This window comes from Photorhabdus sp. HUG-39, from assembly GCF_963878365.1.
GTDB lineage: Bacteria > Pseudomonadota > Gammaproteobacteria > Enterobacterales > Enterobacteriaceae > Photorhabdus > Photorhabdus kayaii.
Genome location: NZ_CAWNWY010000005.1, coordinates 30,572 through 55,467, shown reverse-complemented (window position 1 = coordinate 55,467; position 24,896 = coordinate 30,572). Strand labels below are relative to the sequence as shown.

The following is a 24,896-nucleotide window of genomic DNA, read 5'->3' as shown; positions in this document are numbered from 1 at the left end:
ACTATCATTTAGCCTCTTTATAAATGGGAGCGAATCCCCGGGAGCATAGATAACTATGTGACCGGGGTGAGTGAGTGCAGCCAACAAAGAGACAACTTGAAAGATAACGGGTATATTTTATATTGGAGATTCTTGCGGTGTTTTATATCGAGATAATGTTGATGAAAAATCACTTCCCGCACTTGTTACCTTACCAGTAACGACATTGACGGGTGATGACAATATCCCCGAACAATTATGGCAAGCAGCAAAATTATCTCCAGCTTGTTTAGTTGTTAATCGCTGAGTGAAAATAGATGATTTCAGCATATCCCGTATATATTCGCTTATTTTCCGACTTCCAATAGCTTTCCCTGCCTTTTTATCTTCTGAAATCAATAAATTATTCAGTGCCTGTACCTCTGCATGCAAACCAGCAATACCCGCCATCGTCGGTAATATACGGTCGTTGTTGATAATATGATTTCTGATCAAAGATTCTATTACTGGATGCAAAGGTGTATTTACCCTACCATACATATCTCTTATCCCTGAAATAAAGGATTCAATGTCAATAATCTTATAAGCTTCGGCCTCATCACTTTGTTGTATTTCCCATTCTCCTTTACCTTTCACTATCGATAATTTTGGACGTTTAATCAGGTTAATACCCGGGAATAACTTTCCATCGGCTAAATTTCTATTATTATCCTTAAAGTTGACAAATTCATCGTCATAATGACCATTATACTCGTATCCAGCATGAGCAGCGAAATTCTCCAAGGATTTCTTTGCATAAAGAAATTTTCCATCAGAAACACCATTCGATTTTAAACCCGGTTTTGAGAAATTACGCTGCTTCGCTGGTTTCAATTTTCCAAATTCACTTGAAGAGCTAAGGATTAATTGCGTTTTTTTACTAAAACCATCAAATTCAGGAATCTGTTTTTGATAAGCCGACATAACTGCTTTTTCATCAGGAAGTTCCAAATGTAATGCATCCAATAACCTTTCATCCGCAGTTTTACCTTTGCCAAGTTTAACTGTTTTTTCACGTATATCATTTTTGAACATTTTTAAACTCTCTATAATAATTGAAATTGGATACCTGAAATTATCATTATGACAACTGGGTATTTAAATTATCAGGATTCAACTAAAAAATACGCTTAATAACTGGTGAAAACATTCGTCTCGGTAATGCTATTAATCTAGACATTGCTCCTCCATTTCTCTGAGTAGCTATATTTCGATTACTACCCTGAGGAATATAATTCTGCCATAACGTTGGATTTTCGTCCCACGGCGCAATAACTTCCTTACCATCCCGATAAAAATGAATTCTTCCCGCCAATCTCTCTCTATTGCGATAAGCATAACGCAATTCAGACGCGGTAACTGACTCGCCTGGCCCTGCCTCCAGAGGAGTAGAACCTTTTGTTTTATTAACAACCTGTTCGATATTCAGGCCATCAAGAACAAAGTGTATTTTTGTTCTCCCATTACGGGCTGCCATTTCTATACCAAGCTTGCTTCCTCTTTTCCAAAGTAATCTAGGTTCAAAGGTAAGCCATGTTTTGTTATAACAAACATGATAATAGTCAGAATTATACTTGCTAGTTATTTCTTTAAATATTTTATACATGTTAAATTTCTTATTTTCACCTCCTATTTTAAAATAATCATTCCATAAAGGATATCTCCCTTTTTGCTCTTTAATAATATTTTTCTGTAAGCTGTCTTTAACCTTAATATTTCTTGCATATTTTTTAGGATTTTTCACCAAATCTTCTGATTTTTTAGGTAATATCTTAGTGTCTTTAAAAATAACTCTAGATACTTCGTTATTATAAAAATCTATAATCATTGGCGTACTATCAGGATTATTTGAATCAAAATTAGGATTAACATCTCTTATATACTTTCCCCTTTTAGCGGCAAGGCCATAAAACAGATCGCCATTTTCTTCACTGTAATTATCTTTCGCTACCCTAGGAGTATTATTCATCATCTGATTTAGATCCAATCCTGATCCTAACGGATTATTATCTATTTCATGCTGATCAATAGAATTCCCCAACGGTATTGAAGTTTTTTTCTTTTCTTTTTCACTATATTCACGTCTCATATTATCACCTTATAAATGATTATTAAAACAATTTTATTACAATTATTAAAATAATAGATCTCATTCTGGCTTACCAAATGCGATATTATAAATCATCAAATTTAGATTTTAACTTTTCAATGTTTTCATAAAAGTCATTAATATTATACTCTGTTAAATAGATATCAATCCGTTTATCTTTCTTAATTTTATCTAATCCAACATTAGATATCTCTTTATGTATATCAAAAATTTCGGCAATAAGTTCCTGTTGTTCATTTGCAGATAATAGATTAAATTCATGACTTAATAATTTCTTTAATTTATTAAGAGTAACGGGATCTTTTCCTCTAGCACTTAACCAATCTGCTATTTTAAGAGGCGGCAATGCCCCCTCTCCCAAATCTGACTGATATACCCGTCATCTTTCAAGTTGCCTCTTTGTTGGCTGCACTCACTCACCCCGGTCACATAGTTATCTATGCTCCCGGGGATTCGCTCCCTTGCCGCCGCGATGCATCTTGAAATCCATAGGGTATAGATATATCCCACTGTTTCCTGATCATTGGATGGAATATCAATTAAAAACATATGCCCAAATCGATGATCATTAACCAATGCAACATAATTTTTTGCACTACTGAGTTGATCAACTCTTTCAGAAAATTCATTGCCATCTATTTTTCCTGCCTGAGCCACTTTTACTGGATCAATAGCATATTCCCCTTCAATCATTAATTTAAATATATTTTGGGCAGATAAACCACAAACTGGCTCAGTAGGATCATAAGGATTTACCCCAACGATTTCTTGATAGATTTCAATGCCACCTAACTCAGAAACAGTTTCATCAATCGCCTTAAATATAGCGACTAAATCTCTATCAACGATTTTATTTTGCCAATTATCATTCCAGAGTAATTTATTTCCTTTTAGATCATTATGTAATACAATAATATCATCTATCAATTCTACGGAACTCAGATTATGCTTTTTTAGTTTTAATATATCCTTGGACTCCGACAAGCAGATTGAAGGTGCTATTTCCAGATGATCATCCGTTGTTATATTTTCAGGTGTTTTATCTTTTTTGGCGCGAGTTTCTTGTCATTTTATTATGAGTAATTAATTAGATGATGGTTTTTTCACTCCAATTAATGCATCAGAATTTTCTTTAGCAACAATAATACCTATACCATTTACCTTAACGACCGCTTTATGACTTTTTACCCATGTTGAAAGAATCTCTTTTATCTTAGATAAATAAGTTAAACAAGTAATACCCGAAACCTCAAGAATAATTTTTTCATTTTCTTGATTATCATTATTGCCTGTGACAGATATGTCCAGTTTAATCGTTAACTTCACTTTAGCCAACGCAAAACGCACATCTTCTGTTCCCCCCAAATCAGTACATAATTTTTCTAATAACGCCTGACTTATTTGTGAGCTAACCGGATTCAATTTTTGATCCACAGAATGAGAAATTTCCATAACTGTCTCTATTGTATTAGTAATATCTTGAAGTTTTACCGGTGCGGTAATGGAATATAATAAGGAAAGACGTGGGCGATTGCCAAGCGCCTGCCAAAAATTACCTAAGCTATTTAAATTTTCCTGTGGTGGAATGACTTTGGTGTAAGCACCAGGAATTTTAGGTAATTGACGATGATTAATCAATGCATTCAAAACAGATGTCATTATTTTTGCCGCCTGATTATCAGGTTGGCTATCAGGACTGCTACCATCAACTGATGGTTTGTTCGAATGCCAGTAAGTAATTAAATAATTATAATTAATATTTACCCATCCCGGTAACAATAAATTAGTCACAGGATTATAACGCTTTGGTTCAGCAGAGCGTAATTGCAAATCTTCATGTACATCATAAAGAAATACACTGATTGTCGGTTTAGATGGAATTGAATCTATATCTGGCAAATCAAAACGAATATCAACATTATTTAAATATCGAGATAAAACATCTTTTAATGCGTTATTAACTTCGACAATAGCATTATTAGGCTCAATAATATCTTTCATATCGACTCCAAATTTGATCAGTATTTAAAAAATCAGTCTACCCGTCTTATTTAATTCGAGGGTAACGGCTCGTTCTATATGTTGATTATCAATTTTTTCACTATTATTGTCCGCGGCTAATATTGATGCCAATAAGGCAATATTTCTGATATTAGCCCCCGTCAAATCAGACCGTTTAGCCAAATGTGCAAAATCAATTTCGTCGGATAATTTCAGTTGTTCAGGCCAAATAGTTTGCCACATTCTTTTACGTAATAGTTCGTCAGGATAAGTAAAATGGGTAATAAAGGTAAAACGACGATTAAAAGCGCTATCCAAATGACTACGATTATTGGTGGCTAAAATTACCAATCCCGGATAATCCTCTAATCGTTGTAATAGATAAGAAACTTCAATATTGGCATGTCTATCTTGAGCATCTTTGGTTTCACTGCGCTTGCCAAATAGTGCGTCGGCTTCATCAAAAAACAGCACCCCAGAATCCGTCTCAGCCAAATCGAAAATGCGGGCGATATTTTTTTCCGTTTCACCAATGTATTTATTCACAACGGTAGAAAGATCAACTTTAATCAAATCAACACCAAGATGCCCGGCAATCACTTCTGCGGCCATTGTTTTGCCCGTACCCGATTCACCGTGAAATAGTGCACTAATACCAGTACCATAGCCTATTTTCTCCTGAAAACCAGCACTCAAAATCTGGTCACGATAATTAATTGCCGCGATAATTTCTTTTAATTGTTGAGCTAATTCATCAGAAATCACTAAATCATCAAAATTACGTGTTGGTGTTATTCGTTTAGCCAGCTTGCCTAAGTTCTGTTGAGCGCGAAAACTTAACGCCTTACGTAAATCTATTTCTTCTAACTGCTCCTCTGGTTGTCGGAGTATTTGGTATTGATAAGCTTCTTTAAGAATTAACGGCAATGTTTCTGCGGTAAATGAGAAACGCTGACACAATTGAATAATATTAATTCTTTGAGCGGTATTATCCGGTAAACATTCTTTTAACATAGATTCTTTATCCACCAGCGTAGCTACCGGCATCTCTATTTGCACCATTGGCAGATGTTTAATCCATACTAATGCGTCTCCCGGCTCTACTAAACAAACCACCCGTAATCTTGGTTGATTTAATAAAACGAATAATACGTTATTCAATATTTTCTTTTCCTCTGCGAGCAAAGAAAAATTGCGAATTAATAAACAAGCATTATGTAAACGTGTTTCTCTCACTGCATCTGCTAGCAAACTAGCTATTACAGTTGAGTTTTCTTCCTCTGGTAATCGAGCTAAATCCAAGGTTAAAGTGTTAATTCTGTGAAACGCCATAATATTGCCGACCGCTAATTCTCTGGCACTATGCTGTTTTCCTCTAAGTATCACCAGCGGGCGAATCTCATCAGTTTCATTCAATAATATCTTTTCAAGTGAATGACAAAGGGTTGGTGGATACCAAAGGTGCGAAACAGGAGAATGCCAATAAGCACAAGTTATTAGGGACGGCAAAATTACCCGTTGGCCTGATAAAAAATGCCAGACAGCGCTGTGAGTTAAAAATTGCGTTTGAAGCCAAATAGGCTCCTCGTAATTATTGAGTCGCAATAATTGATTACTAATTAACGGTGTTTGTGGCAAAAAACTGTTTCGCAGTAATTGCCTATCACTTTGGCATTGGCTAAATAATTCAATTACTAAAGCAAAACTAGGCCATTGCTTTTTACTGTTACCGTGCAGAGCAGCAAATAATGCATGATAACGGCTGTCAAAATGTGGCAATAAACCTAATAATAAGGCATCACGCTCAAATTCCGTCAGTTCAAAACGTTCAACCAATAAAGACAATTCATCAATGGATGGGTTTTCTTCAATTTCAGGCAGGTTAATAATATCATCCTGTTTAATTATCCAATGCGGAATACCTAATGGTGTTGCTAAATGTTGTCTTATTTCATCCTCAGTCAGTAAAAAACTCTCCGGTAAGGAGTCATATTTATCTCTATTCTGATAATAGTAATGTTGTAATTGCAGATCGATACGTTCCAGATGGGGATAAATCCAACGTAATTCAGCCATCATATATACCCTATTGATTTCAAGATGGATCGCGACGGCAAGGGAAAGAGTTCATATAAACCTTTTAAATGTTTTGCCAGTCAATTCGTAAAGGAAGATTTAGCCAGGGAAGTTTGGCGATATTTAACGGCCACGGCCAGTCGGCTAATAGCACATCAAATGGCTGATACTGTACCGTGATTTTAATTTCCAGTTCATTTATCAACAATTCACCCGGCCGCTGTAAAAATAGTTGACGGATATCATTACGACTCAGTTTTTTCCAGCCCGGAAGTTGAGTAATAATCACATCTAACCATTGTTCTATTATCAACTGTTTTTCTGGTTCAACAGGGATTGATTGTGTCTCTTCATCAATCATTAACCCACACAGAACGTTATTCAATATTTTTCTCTCTACTTGCATCTCTTCACTCCCCCAAATAAGATAATCCAGAGAATCAATCGCCCTAAATTGAGCTTGATGATGGATAAAATTTTTCTCTTCAAGTAGACCCAGATGATTAAATAATGCGGGTAACATCGGCCATAGAATCAATATTCCAGCATTACTGACTTGATATAGCGGTAATAAACCCGGCTCAGAACATGGTCTATTAATTACTCGACGTTGATTGTCTTTAACGCACACGTTATCTGGTGTTAATAATATTGGCTGATCTTGCAAAATTAATTTTTGATTTGCATTATTTGGAATAAAGCGTTGTGACAGATCGCGATATTCCTCAACAGGAAGATGTTTTTTACACATTTGCCAAACAGGAGCTAATTGCCACAGCGGTGCTAACCAAGCCAAACCTACATTGTTATATAACGCTGGATGTTGCAATAGCTGGAGAATATTTTCTGTTTTAATTTCCCCCTTCTGAATTGCTGCCGCTATTAATGAAAGCTGATGATGATTTAATGGCGGTAAAATTTTCTGAGTCTCCGTCGCTAATCTCTGTAATAACTCAGTCAACAAAGAATTAACTGCGACTGTTTGTTGTAAAGTGTGTTCTCTAATAATCTGATCTTCACAGCTAAAGCGATTAACTAAATCTTCATATTCCTGAATCGAGAGGTGTTTTTTGCACAGTTTTGGAATCCATTCTATTTGCCAAAGCAGCTTCAACCATGCATTTAATAAGGCACTTTCAGCGACTATATTTTGGCGAAATAATGTAATAATAGACACAATATCAAGCATACTGTTATCACGTTCAGCCATGATATATGACATCACTTTCATATCTGGTTTAGGTATTTCCTGCGTATTATGTCGCTGTATATATCCCAAGGCATTCAATACCAATTGCCAAGAAGAAATTATCTTTCCTTGATGCTGAGATTTATCTATATCCTCCAACAATTTGTGATTAATCGCAGTTAATAAAGCAGGTTGACTGATAGCTAAAAGTCGCTGTAAACCATGCTCAGATAAGCAACTTTTTGCCAAAAATAATGTTAATTTGCTCTCCATTCGCATTAATTGGTTAATTAAAACTTTAATATTAACGTCAATGTTTCTGTTATCTGCTATTACTTTTTCAGGATTTAATTTAACCTCTTTTTGATATAAATACTGGATAAATTCCTCAATATCAGATAAATCATTACTATGTAATAAAGAGGATTTACCGGTATTCTGGGGTATTATTGAATTTTCCGAAGTGGTTTTTTCCTTATTATTTTCCCGATATTGACCCAATGCTTTATTTAGCTCAGTATTAAGTCGAATAGGAAACAGAGAATTAAAATTATTTGAATTAATTTCACAAAGATTCAGCGTTAATTTATCTAAATAGATATCCTGATTAATAGAACGTTTATTAAGGTATAAATTAAGTAATTTATGCATACTGACTTGATTAAGCAGAGAACCATGTAATAATTTTTTAGCTACCTGTTGATTATTAGCTTCAATAGTAATAGTAATTCGATTTAATAAATTTTGTTCCGAAGTCATAAATAGCATTCTCTTTACGATTAATGGATAATTTAAATTTTTAATTTTTAATTTTTTCATAAATATTAAAGTTTCATAATAAAAGCAAGAATATAATAAGGAACTGTTATTTTATTACTATGGGAATGTCTACCTGTGTTTTTCACATCAATGTCATGATTATGTGTTTCTGGACTGTTTCCGTTTACAACACCTTTAGATGTGGTCATCCCTGTTGAATAATAGAGATATCTATTTCTAGTATTATTTGAAGAAGCTACCGCTCTCTTGTCTGAAGATATCTCATAAGCTCCATATTGAGCCATTATATTTGTATCAATAATTATTCCACTAAGATGATCGTGGTTAGGTATTTGACCAATAGATAACGATTTCTCATTTGTTTTGCCATTGATATTTAATGTAGCCTCATCAGAATTAAAACTAAATGATTTACCATCTTTAGGTCCTGAAACTTTAGTATTACTTTGCCCTTTAACACCAGAAAAATCCCCGCCTAAAATAAATCGATCGATCAAATTTGGTGTACCATTATTACCATCGCATAATGCCCATCCCTCAGGAGCATTACTGCCAGAAAACATCACAATCATTCCTCTGGGGAGTATTTTGTTAGGATCAATACTGACACCTTTATCATCAACCTTAATACCATTGCCAGCTTTAACTGAAACACCATTTTTATCAACATTAATACCATTACTAGCTTGGACATCTAATCCCTCATCTCCTATTCTTACTCCCCAACCAATTCCTACAGATATCCCAATAGATTCGACTTTGATGGTTGTATTTTTTGTCTTTACAGAGACACCATCAGCATCAACATTGATGCCATTATTAGATTTAACTGAAATACCTTTGCCATCAACAGTAATACCATTAGCAGCCTTGACAGCGACATCATCTGTATTTACAACAATACCATTACCTTGACCAACAGATATTCCATTCTCTTTATTAATCAAACCACTACCAAGGTCTACAGATAAAATATCTTTTTCTAGTATTAATGGAGAAAAGTCTTTACTGGAGATAGGACCCATCTTTAAATTAAGCGTACCATTATCATCCAGTTTCAATCCTGTTCCTGGCCCAGTTTGTTTCGGTACTTTCCCGACTGCTTTGCGACCAATATCAGCAATATCAATTAAATGTTCATAATCAGTTTGCAATGGAATGCTACCTGCTTTAAAACGTTTTTTTAAATCATCTGCTGAAAGATCTTCTACTTTATTATTAGTATTTTCTTGATTACTCTCTGAATTGGGAAAATCGTTCTTCTTTTCCATTTTTATCACCTTATATATTCGTCTCTAATAACATATACCCGTCATCTTTCAAGTTGCCTCTTTGTTGGCTGCACTCACTCACCCCGGTCACATCGTTATCTATGCGCCCGGGGATTCGCTCCCTTGCCGCCGCGATCCATCTTGAAATCCATAGGGTATAGTAATAATTAAAGATAATGAATTTAATAATACAACAAACATCTCTCTTTACGTATAAATCAACCTTTGTCTTTGTCACGATAAATATTATCTTTAACTTTAGGTACATACAGCAACTGATTACTCTCAATAAATTTAGCATTCCATTCTGTTTCAGACTCACCAATGACCTCAGTTCTCTGTTGTTCAGTGGCAATTCTCATATTCCCTATACCTGTTAATTCAGAAGGCAGACGACCTAATGTTAACATTTCTAAAATATGGTATGCTTCATCCCCTAAAGCAGAACCATTATTTTGCCAACGCTTATAGGTGCTGGCAAAATTCCTGAAATGGTCCGGTGATAACCAATGAATAATCATGGAAACATGAGCAGGAAATTCAGCTAAAATCTCAGTTTTTACCCACGATTCCAGTCCATGATGATCAACGTTGTTATTCTCAATTAACTGGCGATTAATGACTACGCTGACGACAAATGAAAAACGATCAGTATGCGCGTATTCTGCACTAGAGAAATACCAGCGGTAACGCCATGCATTTTCCTTTTCTGGAAAAGGTTTGGTATTTTTATCTCGTTTAATTAATATCTTACCCTTAATATGATCGAATTTTTTTACCCACGCTTTAAGCATATAGTCAGATGGAGAATTCATATCAGCGGATATTTTTTTGGCTGGTTCATAAGGGGTAATTTTATATTTTAGTGTGATTTCATCCCCTTCTTTGATCATAGCAGGAAAAGGGCTTTGGGGACTAGATGTGATCCAGAGTTCATCGTCTTCTTTATTTTTTTGATGTATTTCATCGGCATAAACCAGTTGATAATCCATATCTTCCAACCACACCAGGCTATTTTGCCAGACTAGTTTTTTGTCAGTAAATGCCTGTTGCACTCTGTTCAAATTGTGTTCCAAAGCAACACTGTTATGGGTGTCAAGATAAAATGATTTTTCTGTAATCTCAGTGATCACCTGGCCCCGTAATGTGAATCCGTTCTCGCCTTTAATAATCAAGTCAATCATTTGACCATGTAATAACTGCCCTGCTGTACTTTGCTGAATAATAATTAAATGATGGCTTTTAGAATCAGGATGATTTTTAATTTCCAGATTATCAGGTATTTGTTCACTGTTGAATGCCTCATCAGGTTTCACGGGTAACAGCCGGCGATGCTCAATTAAATAGAAAGGAAGATCAGCTAAATCAGGCGGTTCACTAAAACATTTTCTTCCCAAGCCTAACCGAGCTGCAATTCGTTTTTGCAGCGCCGATACTTTATCAATGCGAATATTATTACGATGGTAGGCCAACTCTGGTTGTTGAGCCAAGTAACCGCGCTGAGTGGATAAAAAATCCTGTCGATTGAGAATAAGTGGTCTGGCGGCTCGCTGTGTACCAAAATAGCCTAACAGATATTCAAGAATAGCCAGCTCTTTTGCATAGTTTCGCTCATGGATGCCATCATCATTACCAATTTGTACATCATTATTCAGTTTCTTAATTAAGTCGGGCATTATCTCCTGATGAACGTTCTGACTGACGGTATTAACCTTGAAAGGCCATTGTGCACCGTATACCGTATTTCCTCGTTGTTTAAACGCCAATAGTTTTGGCAATAAGGCAAGTTCTGCGCAACCGTTAGCTAATATTTGTTCAAAAGGCAGAATAAATTGATGTAACTGTCGTTGTTGTAAGGTATGTTTATTAGTCTGCAATCCATAACAAGCCGGTAATTTATTACTTACCGGATAATAATCCAACACTTTACGGTGCTTACCCCAGTTTAATAATTCTGGTTGTGTATTAATCAGTGGTTCTGTAATGATCTTCTTCTTTATCTCTTCGCTAGAAACTACAACTTTCACACCACCTTTGGCAATAAGAGTCAATGGGCTGTCTGATGAGGTAATCAATCCCAAGGGATCATCACCCCATAATCTGGGATAATATCCTTTCGCAATTTGCCAAGACCAATTATCTTGCAGTAGCGGAGAAATAATTTTCTTATTATCTTTATTTTCATCTAATTCCAGCCTAATAATACTTTGAACTCCCTTGATAGCCAATAATCGGTTAACCAAATGGCTTAGATTTAATATCGTCGCACCACTGTAATCTTTGATCGGGGGTAATTCAGGTATCCAACCGTGATGTAAATAAGGCCCGTCAAAAATTTCTTCATTATTGTAACCCATTTCTTTCATTATCTGGGTGGTATAACGTAGCGGCTTTTCCTGCACCGTTTGTTCCGCTGTCATATAAATTTGAGCAAATACGTCAGCGATATCTTTAACATCATTATCAAGCTGAATATCCATCTTCAATGGCAAATCAATAGGTTCTAACCAGATAACCCGACTCACCCATTCTCCTAAATTACGATTATCTTTCAGGAAAACGTTAAGTTTCTCCTGTGCCAACTTATTATCGATCTGAGTTTCCCGGCCTGGGAGCAAATAAAGCCAATAATTTCCTCTTAATGTTAACTGTTCACTATCTGAATCTGCGATTTGAATAAATCTGTATTCACGTTTCTTTTTGCTATACCAGTATGTATAGCGTTGATCGTTAGGTTCACATACCAGTAGTACATCATTAAATAAAAAGTAACCATCAACCGTGTTGTCACTATGCAAGTCCAGCAACGCCCGGCGATAATCCGCCAACGTAATTGGACCACAAGTCAGCATCTGTTGCGGGCCAAACTCTTGGGGGAAAATACCGTCGCCGGGTGTCTGTTCCTCCTTTCTGGGCGTCAGAAGATCTAAAAGCGGCAGCGAATGACGGTAAGCTAAATCTGATGCACCATAACAACAGGCTTCTAATAAGGTGATACCGGGATCACTTTCACTGATATCACGCCAAAATTGACCAGACTGTTGTTCAATAACAGCCTTAGCCTGAGCAAGTAAGGTATCAAAGGCAATATCGTCTTTAACAACGGGAAACAGAGCATCCTGATGACTCATTGATTAACTCCTTATTTGAGGAATGTTTATCTGACCAGACTAAAATCAACACTTCATTATCATTAGCTTCGATATTTGTACCCACGGCACCCGTAACTCGATTAACTATTGTTATGCTTAAATTGGTGACGCGTTCTACCAAAGGGGATTGTTGGATGGTGGCTAATAACTGGTAGTAGTCAATGTGATTACCCATCGTCACACCGATAGCAGGATTCTCTCCCCACGGCATATACGTTCTGCTTAATTGCTGTTGTAGCTGGTGATAGCCGTAGTCAGAATTAATGCCTGAGATAAAGGTCACTTGGTAATCCACATTAACGTCAACATAAGTAGGATTGTTGATTTCAATGGTTACCCAAGGGCTACTTAATCGATTTAACCATTCGACCATCTCGGCCAATCGCGCCGGGTTCAGTGCTGGGCGTAATGCATCGTCGTTATCCTTGTAACGGCTGTCTGGGATGACTATCAATTGTTGCTTTTCCGGCGCCGGGAGGGTGGTTAATTTACTGCCTGAATGGTGTCTGACATCAAGTAGGCTAACAAAATGATCTTTTAGTAAGGTGACCATGTTCCCCCAACTCAACACTCGGTTACGATGGGACAGCCGGACAGGAATTCGCTTTAAGAAGGCTTGCTCAGTTTCTTGCGGGCGACCGTTCCAGGAAGCCCAAGGTTGCGTAACACCGCTGATTGCCGGAATAGTGTTTGCCGGCTGTTTTATGCTGCCAACGGCCAATCCATTAATAAAATGTTCCTGCTCAACAGCTTCTGCGTTAGCTAAGGTGACAGTGGTAGCGTTATACAGCAAACCTTTAATACGTGGGTAATCTTGGGGATCAGTCTTATCCGTTATCTCGGCTTTCAGCCAGTACCGCCCTGACGGCATCAGAGCGGCCTGATTTGAGGCATCTTGTGGCAATAAAGTGCGCCAGATACCCCGGTCGAACAGGTTATCAGTTTGATCGTCAACGAATTTATCCAATTTACTCCAGGTATTGCACTTGTCGAGATAAAACCAAGATAAAGCCTGTTTTTTTACCCCTTCTAATTGCCAATAAAGAGATAAAGTTTGACCCGGTAGTACTCCGGTAAAGCCCAAATAGAATGCATCATGAGTAAATGTCAGTGTTTCTGCTGCTTCACCCCGGCCAAAAGGCGTCAGAGGGTAAACAGTAAATTGCTTAGATTTAACTTCAACGTTGAATTGAATCTGCAACGCACTGATTTGTGGGATATAGGGTAAATTTTTATCTTTGGGATCTTTCCAGTATTGGGTATGCATAAAATCCTGCTCGGCGAGTTCTATACGCACGGATGCAGGCCAATCATTGGGATTCGAGCTGTCTGTAAGGGGAAAATTCATTGCTGGCAAGGTAAATTTTAAGCTTTGTCCTTGTGGTTTCTCCTTTCCATTGAATAATGATTGCGCTTCATTAAGCTTTTCTCTCTTTTGAGGCGTGACTAAGTAACCCTGTACTTTAAATGCACTATTATCGAGCTGGGTCTCATATCCTCCATACCATGTTGAAAAGTTTTGTTGAGGCAATCCTACCCATTGAGGGGTAATCGTCAAGGTCGCGTTTTCGAAGTTATACCATTCAGGAGCAACCAGATTAAAACCAGAGCCTAATAACGGTGATTGACCAAAAGGAAAACTAGTCGCATTCGTTTGTTCAATACCGCTATCAGACGCATAGTACACACTACGGTTGCCGTTAATGTTGATGTTGATCTCGATGTCTTTGATCTTCGGCAACCTCGGTCCCTGTTTGGTGCTCAGTTTTAGTACCGGTACATCAAACGTCATATTATCTAAAGCATCAGGTGGGCTAATGGGGTCATCGTTAGCTGATAAGCTGAGTTTGAGGTTAGCCTTTTCTTTTTCTACTAATAATGAAAGCCAGTGATCTCCCGAGCTAATCTGAGCGGTGACTTGATTAGAATCCCCCGCCCACTCGCTGTCTAATGTCACTTTAATCGTGCGCTCTCCCGCTGACATCGTCAATAAAGGCGAAGTAATTAAGTAGCCAGACAGAACCGGAACATCATTAGGCGTTGGGCTAAAAAGTCGAATACCGTTTTCAGGCAATGCAATGTTATCTGCAAGATTTAGTGGTATTGCCGATTTCCAGCCATCCCCCTCTTTTCGATACCAACGCAGGTCGGTTAATTCTCCTTGATTTGCTAATATATTCGATTCAGACACATACTGTAATGGATTGCCAGCGCTATCATGTCCAGCATCAAAGCGGGTGCCTTTCGGAATAAGATATTCAACGCTACTCGAATTCAGCGTGATACCAATTGCAACCTGATCTGCTTGAGCATTTCTCGGTTTTAAGCCTAACAATTGTCGGTAATAAAGATCACGATGACGTGCCGGAAAGGTATTGAATAATATTTTAGTGGTTTCTAATAGTTTTAAAAAAGCCAGTAAAAAAGCCTGATGCGCTGGTAAAAGGCCATTGGCTTTATTCGCATCTTGGTAAATATCCGCTAATTGCTGAGGGTTGTTTTCCTGAATAAAGTAGAAGCTACTCCAAAGTTTTTCTTTCTCTTGTTCAAAAGGGATTTTTTCCGTATATTCCTGAAGCCAATTTAATATATCCAGCGTACTTCTTTCATCAAGTTTAAAAGTAGTATCCGATACCATAGCAGTAAGTTTATTTTCTAATTCTGTCTGCCCCATATTTATTCCACCTGTTATTTGAATATAACTTTAAGATATTTTCAGGAGATGATCATTATTTAAAAATAAATTAAAAGGTTATTTATCCGGCACTGACAGCATATTGACTGGCAATAAATCGGCCTTTACCCATACTGGGTGCTGTTATATCCGGGCCACTCTGTGGATTATTTGCCGGCTGTGATGGAGTAAAACGAGCAATAAATTGTTGCCCAACAACAATCACCGTGGCAAGGCTACGGCAAAAGTTTATTGTCTGGCTAGCATCCAATTGAGCAATGGTGACCATCCCCATGCCAGGTACCGGGTGGATAGGAGTAATATATTGCGCTTGAAGCTGTATCTTTTTTTCATCACCCACGATGACAATCTTTTTGCCTTGGATTTTGGCGTGCCCGCTGCCCCTGATAATTGCTGGCCCCACAAGAGTGACCTGTCGGTTACCGAACAAGGGTTCGAATAGCAAGGTGTCGCCATCAACCACCAGTTGTTTGCTCATAAGATCACCTCTATCAGCCCTTCACCCATCTCAAGAATACCTTCAATTTGCTGGCTAATTTCGCTGCCTCTCAAGGCATAATTCACCTGAACTTGTAAGGTATTCGATAAATCGGTTTTCTGACTCACTTTAATTTCAGTCATTTCTGCACGGGGTTCATAGCGCAATACTCGCTCTTCAATACGCGTTTGAATGCTAGCTATCAATTCATCACTAATATTTTCAAACAGATAATCATTGAGACCACAACCGTAATCTTCACGCATAATCCGTTCACCGGGTTCAGTCAGAAAAAGAATTTTCATACTCTGGCGAACATGTTCTGCCCCTTCCGCCATGATGATTCCAGTCTGAGAAGAAAATTGAGGCGGAAATGCCCAACCCCGACCATAAATATCGGCTAATATTTTGTCTGCCATTTCACTACCCTATTATTGTGTTAAATTAATTTTCGCACCTTTAATATCGACGCCAGATTTTCCAGCGGCTGACAGGGATTTTTCAGCCCGGATATTAATTTCCTGTGCATTCGCTATTATATTTTTAGCAGAATTAAACGTGATATCTTTATCCTGTTGCAGAGATAAAATATTTTTTCCACTATTAAATGCGAGCGTCTGCTCTTTATTATCGAAGATTAACGCCTGCTGATTTTCCCCCTGTTTAATCACTAATGTTTTTATTTGATTTTTTTCACTCGGTTCTAACGGGGATTTGTTTTTGGGATTATGCATAGCGCCTAATATCACCGGAAAACGGGGATCACATTCAAAGAAACCGATTATCACCTCATCCCCCGCTTCTGGGTAAAAACAGAATCCGCTTTCATGACTGGCATAAGGTTTACCTAAGCGGGCAAAAAGTGTGCCGCCGGTTAAGCTTAAGGCGGGTACTTTGACTGGAATACGATCCAGCGACTGGCTGTCTGGTTGGCATTTTTCCACGATACCAACATGTAACTCTTTAACCGGCGGTACAGCCTGTTCTACATCTGATTGCACGCCTAACGTTAACCGGGTACGCCAACCTTGTCGCTGGTTGATGGTCTGGCTAACACCGGTGATAATCGCCTGTCCATCCATCCCTTGCCCGAAGCCAGTCAACGCCAAAACATCACCCGGACAATAACGATTATCCCCTTCGACTTCAAAACTGCCGGATACATTATGGCTTCGCCGATTACCCATGATGCTTTGAGTAAATTGTTTGGTTTGTTCATTATCCAATGGATAGCTGAAAATCCATTGCCACTCTTGATCGGTCAGCGATTTCAAACTGTCCGTAGCAAGTTGACCGCGACCAAAGCCACTATTTTTTGCCTGAATCGCCTGAGACAATTTTTGTTGGCTAATGTCCCAAGACTGCACACTTACTGTTTTAGGGCTGCGCTGATTATCCCATTGCAGATTGGCTTCAAACAGCACAACACTCTGGTGGTCACCGCGCTGGCGAATGGTGTGTACGGTTGACTGATTAAGTGATTCCGGTGTTACCAACGTAACGGTATCATGGCCGGGGAGCAGCCAAGTATTCGTAGCAGTAAGTCGGCTTTTTAAGAATGTCCAATCATTGCAACGAAACTGCACCATTTGCTCATGTACCGTTTTAAGTTGAGGCGCCTGTTTTATCGTGACAGGCACACCGGCCTGGCTGAATAGCTTCTTGATAATCGCCTCATCACTCTGTTTACTGAATAGCTGCGAGCGGAAACTATGGGTTAATTTTTGCAATGGATGTTTTGCCGTCAGAATCACTAGACTGTCCTGACCTTTAAGCTTCAGTGTCTGCCGGACGATGATCCCTTTAAACAACACATTTTTTTGTATCTGCACAATAAGTTCATGATTCGGGCGGCAACCTGCCAACTCAGCTTGCACCTTAGCATCAAAAATATGGTTGGTATCACCGATGATAGCCAAAGTGACGTTAGCCGAAGGAATGCCATTGATAGGGTAATTTACTGACAGGCCGATAACCGTAAACTGATTGAGTGTTTTACCGCCTACTTTAACCGCAATCGGAGGTATTTTCATGCTTCCCTCCGTGCTTGTAGCGTCTGTCCCGGAGTAAAATCATCAAGATTATCCAGACCGTTTTGCCAAGCCAAAGAGAGATAATCGATACCACCCGCTAAAGCAGCACCAGCGCCCAGCGCGATTAATGGCAGGGAGAGCATATCAGTTACACTAACCGCAGTGGCTGGCGGCGATTTTAACTGTTGTTCAGTGGTCTGAATAACAAAGCTCTCATCCGCCACCAGCGATAAAGTGGCAATTGCCCGCAACGGCGTGGCATCCCGATCAAATAAGGTGTAATGAATACTAAGACCACTGGCCCGGCAGGCAAAATAGCCTTTGTTTTCCCAACGCATTTTGCCCCATTTGATTTTAAGAAAGTGTGGAACTTTGGTACCGGCATCAACGGCACAGAGGGTTTTCAAGGTCGTCAGCTGGGTTTCTATCGGAATATTATTGCCGGGCATGGAGGCATCAAATAACAGATCTAATGACAGGCCAGCGGGCTGAGACGACATATAGTGGTTGCTTTGGTGGATATGGGTAATGCTTTCATCGTTTTTATAATTGGCTTGATAATTGAACTGGATTGCATCGGGGTTATATATAACCGGTAAACTACCCACCAATATTTTACTTTCCCGATCTTTAAAAGCCGTCAGCGTGAGTTTGGATAGGCTACGTTCAATTAAGCTCATAATGGCCTCCTGTTTCACATAATGCCTCTAGCACCTCCCGTTTCACCTTCTCAATCAGGCGAGCCTCATCCAACGCTTCTTGGGCTAATGTTCGCGGAGATGATAAATCATCCGCAGAATCGGTAACTTTAGCCTGAATAATCAGTTCTTTAATTTCTACAGTCATGCTTTCACTCCTAACCAGCGCATATCCTGGTAACGTAACTCCAGAGAATTGACCAAAACGGCATTGCTATTGGCATCAAAATCACCGGTAGACCAACGAACCGGTAACGCGTTACTTACGGTCCAACTTGCCACAGGTAAAAAATTTTCATTCAGCAACATAATGACCACATCAGCATAAACCGCTTTTTCTCCACGCAAGACACGATCAAATATCAGAGTCAGCGGTGTAATCGTCATAACACCACGTTCCAGTACCAAACTGCCGTGCTGGATCTTCTCGGCCAGCCAAACATTTCTGGCATTTTCCCCGCCCTGGCTGTGTTGGGTGGTTTGCAGTTCACGGCTGAGCCCCGATATGCGCTGAAAAGCAATATCAAGTGGACTGGGAATATTGTTAAACAGAAAACTGGCGATAAAACGGTGTGATACTGATGGGGTATATAGATTGTACATATTTTGCCCCTGTTTAATTTAGTCCTGTTGTCCCGGTACGCGTATCAAACGTCAGACTGAGTTCAATAAATTCCGCCGGAACTAGCAGAGCCAGTTTGATTTTCATAATCATTTTCCCGGCCCGCAAATCCGCTTCACTCATTGATTCGTCAACACCAAGTAATATGTCAAATGCCTGTTCTTCCTCAGTACCCCGTAGCCCACCTCTCAACCACAACTGATGCAGCCAGTTGTAAGTTTGGCCTTTAAGTTTCATCCAAGTGATAGCGTTATTAGGTTCAAACACAAAGGCTCGGCCTAATCGGGTGATATGCGCTTCAATATAGGAGACCAGACGACGGATTTGGATATAGCGCCAAGGGGAGTCGAAAATGTTATCCAGAGTTCGGCATCCCCAAACTTTAATTCCTTTGCCGGGGAAGCTGCGAACCAGATTCAACGAAGCGCCATGCTGATTAAAGAGCGCATCAGATTCAATAAAAGAGCGTACCGGGCTGACTACCTTAGCTAGCACTACGTTGGCTGGCGCGGTCCAGATATCTTGCTGATTATCATTACGCTGGATAACAGCCGCCACCGCAGCAGTAGGCGAAAGGATGATATGTTTACCACTTTCTTGGTATGTGGTTTTCAGTCCCGGCCAATATACCGCGCCCCATTGCCGATCACTTGAGGAAAACTGCGCCAAACATTTAGCGGCCAGTACCGGATCATCCGGGGCATCCAGCAATCCCATGATGCCGCGCCGACTCTTGCAAAGGTTGAGTACTGATTGCCAAAACTGTAGCCAAAGATCTCTGTTGGCACCGGATTCACTCATCTGACTAAAGCGGATAACATCAGGGACGACAATCAGCGTGATAGCACTCTCTGCGGCAATCGCCTGTTTAAGCCAATCCTGTTGCAGTGCGGTGATCAATGATTGAAAATCGTTCAGTGGCGAGTCTAGCGACAATACATAGGTTTGTTGGCCGCCATTTTCAAAAAAGTGACGTACAGAGTAGTACATTAATCCTGACTCTCGAAATGTTAGGGTAAAATCGGTCAGGCTGTTCAATTTAACCGCGGTTTTATTGCCCGCACTTCTTGGAATGTAACCAATAAAAACCGGCATACCAACAAATGCATCATCTGGCTTCTGGGATATTAGGTTCTCCGTTACTGTGACGCCAGGCTGTTTTATTTCCATTATCGTTTCCTCTACAGGACAGGCGCGGCAAACCGCGCCCCAGTATGGTTACTGTGCTACTTTTTGCGAAAATTGCAGGATAATAAATTCAGCCGGACGGACCGCCGCCATCCCAACCTTGACGATCATTCTTCCTTGCCTAATATCGCTCTCGGACATGGTGATACCTTGGCCAATTTGCACAAAATAGGCTTCCTGTGGGCTATTGCCAACCAGCGCCCCTTGTTGCCAGAGTTGATGGAGATAGTTGTCAATGGCTGACCTTACTCGTTCCCAAGTCGGTTGACTATTGGGTTCAAAGACGGCAAATCGCATGGCCTGTTTGATATCCCGTTCCGCCGCATTAAAGAGACGCCGTACCGGAATATAGCGCCAGTTGTCATCATCTTTCAGGGTACGTGAGCCCCACACGACAAACCCTCGATTATTGAAATAGCGGATAGCATTGATACCTTTTTGATTCATGGTACCTTGCTCATCTTCGGTGAGCCGTTCTTCTACATCACTAATGCCACTCAGAACAATATTAGCCGGTGCTTTCCAGACACCACGACTGGCATCAGTAGCACAATAGACGCCGGCCATCACTGCACTGGCGGGAATAGTTTTGTTTACATTCTTTATTGCAGTAATAGCCTCCTTATAGACATTCGGGTTTTTCTCTTTGAGTTCCGTCAAATTGGTAACATTGTTTGCTTTTGCATCCTTATAACCTAAAACATCTATAAGACTCTCTTCCGTTTGCATAAGTTGTGAGACTTTCACCGCGGGATAATACGTTGCGGTTTGTGAGGATACGTTAGTGCTGATAGCGAATGCTTTATCCTGATTATCAGCAATAAGGAAATAGCCCTCATTTAATAATGAAGATGTCAGGCTGTTATATATCTGACTCTGATAACCAGAATCCTGTTCAGAACAGACGATTAAGGTAATTTCTAAAGCCTGCTTAATTAATTCTGGGATTAATGCCAGAGTCGTATTATTGGTATCAGCTATTGGTAGGATATAACAAGGCCCACCGCCATTTTGAAAATAAAGCTTTAAAGCATCACTGCTTGTCGTGTGGTTAACTGTCACCTCGTAAGTGTAATCAGATTTTTTTTCTTCTTCTGGATCATTATTAACCTCTCCATTTTCGTTTTCGGTTGATATATCACCTTCAACTTTTTCAACTTTCTTAGATTTTTTAGCGGCAGGTGGAGGTGTTGATTTAATCGTTATTGACGTAACACAACCCACATGAAACTGATTAGTGAAATCCAGCCAGCTACTAATACGTGTTATTTTTGGCGTCGTACTGGTTTCTTTCGGTAAAAAACGCCCAATAAAAACAGGGATTGCGGTGCTTCCTTGACTAACAGAGAGCGCCGGTGAGGCATCTTCTTCAATATAGACGCCAGGATAAGTTGGTGCTATTGGCATACTGCCTCCAATTATTGTCCGATGTTCTGCGTAAACTGCAAAATAATAAATTCGGCTGGACGAACAGCGGCCATACCAATTTTAACGATCATTTTGCCTTGTTTAATATCGACATCAGTCATGGTGATGCCTTTACCAATTTGAACAAAATAAGCTTGTTCAGCTTTATTGCCCACCAATCCGCCTTGTTGCCAGAGAGAATAGAGATAATTATCAATCGCTCGGCGTACAACTTCCCAAGTTGGTTGGCTATTAGGTTCAAAGACCGCAAAGCTCATGGCATTTTTAATATCTCGTTCCGCGCTGTTAAACAGACGGCGAACAGGGATGTAACGCCAATTATCACTGTCCTCAAGTGTTCTGGCTCCCCAAACCAATGGGCTACTTTTAGGAAAAGTACGGATCATATTCAACGCTTTATCTTTGTTATATTGTCCTTGCAGATCATCAGTCACCGGATATTTAGGTTGTAATCCTCCTTGAATAGCAACGTTAGCGGGTGCTTGCCAGACACCTCGATTGTTATCGACACTGGCATAAATACCGGCCATCACTGCACTGGGTGGAATATCAACGCTAGCTCTTTTCCCTTCTTCATTTTTTTCTCCCCACTCAGCGGTCAGCCAAGGATAATAAACTGCGCCATAGGCGGTAGCGGTATAAATCTTAAGTACTTCATCGGGTTTTTGGTTCAAATCTATTTGAGTGACTGGGCCATCAAAAATGGCAAATAAGCCTTTGCCCGGTAGGCAAAGTGTACCTACAGCAGTAGTAATATCCTCTCCGGCAGCAACCAGCAATGTGACATCATCCAACTTTGGAACTTGGTTTACTAAATATTTAGTTTTAACGAGATAACAATATCCACCGCCGTTAATAAAATAGGCACGCAGTGAAATATCAAGCTTATCACTAGGATTAAATTGTCTACCTCTTAGAGCCAGATATTCTAGCCAACTATTAACACGATGATAGTCATCTCCTGACCTAAAAAGATTTTCATCTCCGACAGCAAAAACAGGGACCGCCGTTGCACTTGTACGAACAGAAAGCGCCAATGAAGCATCTTCTTCAATATAGACACCCGGATAGGTTGTACTCATTGTCATAATATTCGCCTTTAAACAGTACTGCATTGAATTGATATGTCAGACTATTCCTGACACCAAACAGTATATTAATGGAATTCAACAGTCACCCGATCGGCTTTCAAACTCATTTCCTGCACCGCAACTTCATTACTGGTCGCATCAAAACTGGGTGCCGTCAGTTTTTCTGGGAAAGCATTAGCAATATTCCAAGTAATTAGCAAATTTGAACCTGTTTCATCGGTGAGACTAATAGAAATATCTTTCTTCTCTATCTGATTAAGCGAAATAGAATTAATCCAATCGTACAATTTAGATTGCCCTTTAAAAATACCGCGCTTCAAGGTAATTGTTGGCCTCTGACGCTGACCGGGCATTTGTAACCAATTACCAATTCCATCACGATATTCAATGGTGTCATAGCTAATATCCAATCCCGATACACTTTGGAAAGACATTTGCTCATCACCAACGGTCACGACAAAACGGTGAGTTGGAATGGGGTATTGAACAGCAATTTGATCGGCAGTTGTAGACATTGTTATTTCCTTAAGAGTTAAATTCATAACCGGGTTAGAATACACATCATTTTAGGTACGCTACCGCCCTTAGGTATCATGCCTAATGCCTTACTTGTGTATTCACCGTGCTTTAATATCCAACCCCTCATTCAAGAATGAGGCGATCTGACTACTGGTTAACGTAAGTTAATACGTGATAAACATCACACTGTTGGAGCTTTAAACTATTCATCGAAACAGTAATACCCCCATACCGCCAAATAAAAGTTAAAAATAAAAAATAATTATTTTTATCTCTATTTTTACTTACAATTCAATATGATAAAATAATATCATTCAACTCATAGGGTTATTATTTGTAGACATCTATATTATCAATTTTCACAAAACGAGTTTATAAACCACAAATAATACCTAAAAATATTTTATCTATATTTCTAAATCTTCCTTACTTCATGGACAATAGAGTTAGAATCACTGCAAGTATAAATAAAACTAACAATTAATTATCATTAGTTTTATTTCTTAATAAAAAACAGAAAAATAACCCATATGAAAAAATAAAATAAAAATTTTTAAATTATTTATTTTCTTGCATTACTCATGCAGAAGCTATATAAATTCTAACAGGCATAAGCCTAATTGAGCCCTCCTGGCTATAGAGAATAGACAAACACTAAACAGAGGCAGAGAATGCGTTATGTTGAAAATAACTAGAGATGTTTATTTAGACTGTGACTCAAACAAAATAATTCATGGTAAAAATATATTTATCATTACAGAAAAAGAGAAACGCCTGCTACTCGCACTGTGGGAACATGCCTCACAAGGGAATACATTAAACCGGGAACAACTTATCCCTCTGGTTTGGCCTGAACGCAAAAATGGAGTAGCAGAAACCAATTTATTGCAATTAATCTGTAAGTTACGCCGCACATTACGCTATTGTGATCTAGGTGAAGCCATACACACGGTGTACCGACAAGGTTATCGTTTTATCCTGCCACTTCAAGATGACGAACAAGATAATCGTCAGCTCCAAAATACTCAATTACCTATTCCCATCGCTACACCGCCAAAGCCATTTTATTGGCGTTTCACCAGGATGATTGTTATGTTTATCACCGCAATCATTTGGATATCAACTATCCTATATACAGCTCCTTTTCTGGCTAAGAGATAATGATGATTTTTATTTAAAAAATGATTAAATCCCCATCAATGGATGGTCCATTAAATTAAACAGCATACAAGCGGGTTTCATCCACTTCTTTACGGCTCATTTCAGCAAGTTATGGGCCGCTTTAATAAGAAAAGATCATGATTCATGATATTAAGTTATCTATTTTTTATCGGTGTAACTCCTTCGTCATTAATTACGACTACCGCTATCGGCAATAAATCCGTCAGGAATACATGTCCCCGCCACTGTCGGGATTTTCGTATCTCTTTGACTGATAACAGCCATAATCATAGCTACATCCAGATGTCAATCGGCTTGTCCATGAATTTCATATTTCCACCCCAACCAGAAATTAAGATCCCGTTAAACGTGTGTGAAAAAAGAAA

Annotated in this window: 22 protein-coding genes; 1 reads left to right on the top strand and 21 read right to left on the bottom strand. The window is 39.1% G+C overall.

Annotation, left to right across the window (positions count from 1 at the left end; all coding sequences use genetic code 11):
• Positions 1-117: 117 nt before the first annotated feature.
• The 21 genes from AAC155_RS05395 to AAC155_RS05295 form a co-directional block, all read right to left on the bottom strand.
• On the bottom strand, positions 118-1,053 hold the full coding sequence (locus tag AAC155_RS05395; protein ID WP_113041318.1) for a YwqJ-related putative deaminase: 936 nt from the start codon (positions 1,051-1,053) through the stop codon (positions 118-120).
• 82 nt (positions 1,054-1,135) lie between these two features.
• Positions 1,136-2,107: a hypothetical protein gene (locus AAC155_RS05390; protein ID WP_113041317.1), complete on the bottom strand. Its 972-nt coding sequence runs from the start codon at positions 2,105-2,107 to the stop codon at positions 1,136-1,138.
• 85 nt (positions 2,108-2,192) lie between these two features.
• The gene (locus AAC155_RS05385) at positions 2,193-2,474 is read right to left on the bottom strand and encodes a hypothetical protein (RefSeq protein ID WP_229015656.1); all 282 of its coding nucleotides are present in this window, start codon (positions 2,472-2,474) and stop codon (positions 2,193-2,195) included.
• Positions 2,456-3,055: a cycle-inhibiting factor gene (locus AAC155_RS05380; protein ID WP_229015655.1), complete on the bottom strand. Its 600-nt coding sequence runs from the start codon at positions 3,053-3,055 to the stop codon at positions 2,456-2,458. The genes AAC155_RS05385 and AAC155_RS05380 overlap by 19 nt, the downstream gene beginning before the upstream one ends.
• A gap of 156 nt (positions 3,056-3,211) precedes the next feature.
• Complete coding sequence (locus AAC155_RS05375; RefSeq protein ID WP_113041315.1) at positions 3,212-4,129, bottom strand: DUF4255 domain-containing protein; 918 nt, start codon at positions 4,127-4,129, stop codon at positions 3,212-3,214.
• A 24-nt stretch (positions 4,130-4,153) separates the two neighbouring features.
• The gene (locus tag AAC155_RS05370; RefSeq protein WP_113041314.1) at positions 4,154-6,208 is read right to left on the bottom strand and encodes an ATP-binding protein; all 2,055 of its coding nucleotides are present in this window, start codon (positions 6,206-6,208) and stop codon (positions 4,154-4,156) included.
• Positions 6,209-6,269: 61 nt separating this feature from the next.
• A complete protein-coding gene (locus AAC155_RS05365) occupies positions 6,270-8,153 on the bottom strand; it encodes a contractile injection system tape measure protein (RefSeq protein ID WP_113041313.1) in 1,884 nt (627 codons plus the stop codon).
• A gap of 65 nt (positions 8,154-8,218) precedes the next feature.
• The gene (locus AAC155_RS05360; protein WP_113041312.1) at positions 8,219-9,445 is read right to left on the bottom strand and encodes a tail fiber protein; all 1,227 of its coding nucleotides are present in this window, start codon (positions 9,443-9,445) and stop codon (positions 8,219-8,221) included.
• A gap of 10 nt (positions 9,446-9,455) precedes the next feature.
• Positions 9,456-9,683 (bottom strand): hypothetical protein, encoded by a 228-nt coding sequence (locus tag AAC155_RS05355; protein WP_158536498.1) that lies wholly within the window; start codon positions 9,681-9,683, stop codon positions 9,456-9,458.
• On the bottom strand, positions 9,664-12,576 hold the full coding sequence (locus tag AAC155_RS05350) for a hypothetical protein (protein WP_113041311.1): 2,913 nt from the start codon (positions 12,574-12,576) through the stop codon (positions 9,664-9,666). The genes AAC155_RS05355 and AAC155_RS05350 overlap by 20 nt, the downstream gene beginning before the upstream one ends.
• Positions 12,542-15,271 (bottom strand): hypothetical protein, encoded by a 2,730-nt coding sequence (locus AAC155_RS05345; protein ID WP_113041310.1) that lies wholly within the window; start codon positions 15,269-15,271, stop codon positions 12,542-12,544. The genes AAC155_RS05350 and AAC155_RS05345 overlap by 35 nt, the downstream gene beginning before the upstream one ends.
• A gap of 82 nt (positions 15,272-15,353) precedes the next feature.
• Positions 15,354-15,770, bottom strand: coding sequence for a hypothetical protein (locus AAC155_RS05340; protein WP_113041309.1), 417 nt, complete (start codon positions 15,768-15,770; stop codon positions 15,354-15,356).
• Complete coding sequence (locus AAC155_RS05335) at positions 15,767-16,189, bottom strand: GPW/gp25 family protein (protein ID WP_113041308.1); 423 nt, start codon at positions 16,187-16,189, stop codon at positions 15,767-15,769. The genes AAC155_RS05340 and AAC155_RS05335 overlap by 4 nt, the downstream gene beginning before the upstream one ends.
• A gap of 12 nt (positions 16,190-16,201) precedes the next feature.
• On the bottom strand, positions 16,202-17,803 hold the full coding sequence (locus AAC155_RS05330) for a phage baseplate assembly protein V (RefSeq protein WP_113041307.1): 1,602 nt from the start codon (positions 17,801-17,803) through the stop codon (positions 16,202-16,204).
• Positions 17,800-18,483, bottom strand: coding sequence for a CIS tube protein (locus AAC155_RS05325; protein ID WP_113041306.1), 684 nt, complete (start codon positions 18,481-18,483; stop codon positions 17,800-17,802). Before AAC155_RS05325 ends, AAC155_RS05330 begins: the two co-directional genes overlap by 4 nt.
• The gene (locus AAC155_RS05320; RefSeq protein WP_113041305.1) at positions 18,470-18,649 is read right to left on the bottom strand and encodes a DUF5908 family protein; all 180 of its coding nucleotides are present in this window, start codon (positions 18,647-18,649) and stop codon (positions 18,470-18,472) included. The genes AAC155_RS05325 and AAC155_RS05320 overlap by 14 nt, the downstream gene beginning before the upstream one ends.
• Positions 18,646-19,104 (bottom strand): phage tail protein, encoded by a 459-nt coding sequence (locus AAC155_RS05315; RefSeq protein WP_113041304.1) that lies wholly within the window; start codon positions 19,102-19,104, stop codon positions 18,646-18,648. Before AAC155_RS05315 ends, AAC155_RS05320 begins: the two co-directional genes overlap by 4 nt.
• A 13-nt stretch (positions 19,105-19,117) precedes the next feature.
• On the bottom strand, positions 19,118-20,293 hold the full coding sequence (locus AAC155_RS05310) for a phage tail sheath family protein (RefSeq protein WP_113041303.1): 1,176 nt from the start codon (positions 20,291-20,293) through the stop codon (positions 19,118-19,120).
• 48 nt (positions 20,294-20,341) lie between these two features.
• Positions 20,342-21,718 carry a phage tail sheath family protein gene (locus AAC155_RS05305; protein WP_113041302.1) on the bottom strand — a complete coding sequence of 459 codons (1,377 nt, stop codon included), beginning with the start codon at positions 21,716-21,718 and terminating at the stop codon, positions 20,342-20,344.
• 11 nt (positions 21,719-21,729) lie between these two features.
• A complete protein-coding gene (locus AAC155_RS05300) occupies positions 21,730-22,827 on the bottom strand; it encodes a phage tail sheath family protein (RefSeq protein ID WP_191214764.1) in 1,098 nt (365 codons plus the stop codon).
• A 68-nt stretch (positions 22,828-22,895) separates the two neighbouring features.
• Positions 22,896-23,345: a phage tail protein gene (locus AAC155_RS05295; protein WP_112875832.1), complete on the bottom strand. Its 450-nt coding sequence runs from the start codon at positions 23,343-23,345 to the stop codon at positions 22,896-22,898.
• A gap of 682 nt (positions 23,346-24,027) precedes the next feature.
• Here AAC155_RS05295 and AAC155_RS05290 point away from each other — a divergent pair.
• Positions 24,028-24,510: a winged helix-turn-helix domain-containing protein gene (locus AAC155_RS05290; protein ID WP_229015676.1), complete on the top strand. Its 483-nt coding sequence runs from the start codon at positions 24,028-24,030 to the stop codon at positions 24,508-24,510.
• Positions 24,511-24,896: the final 386 nt, after the last annotated feature.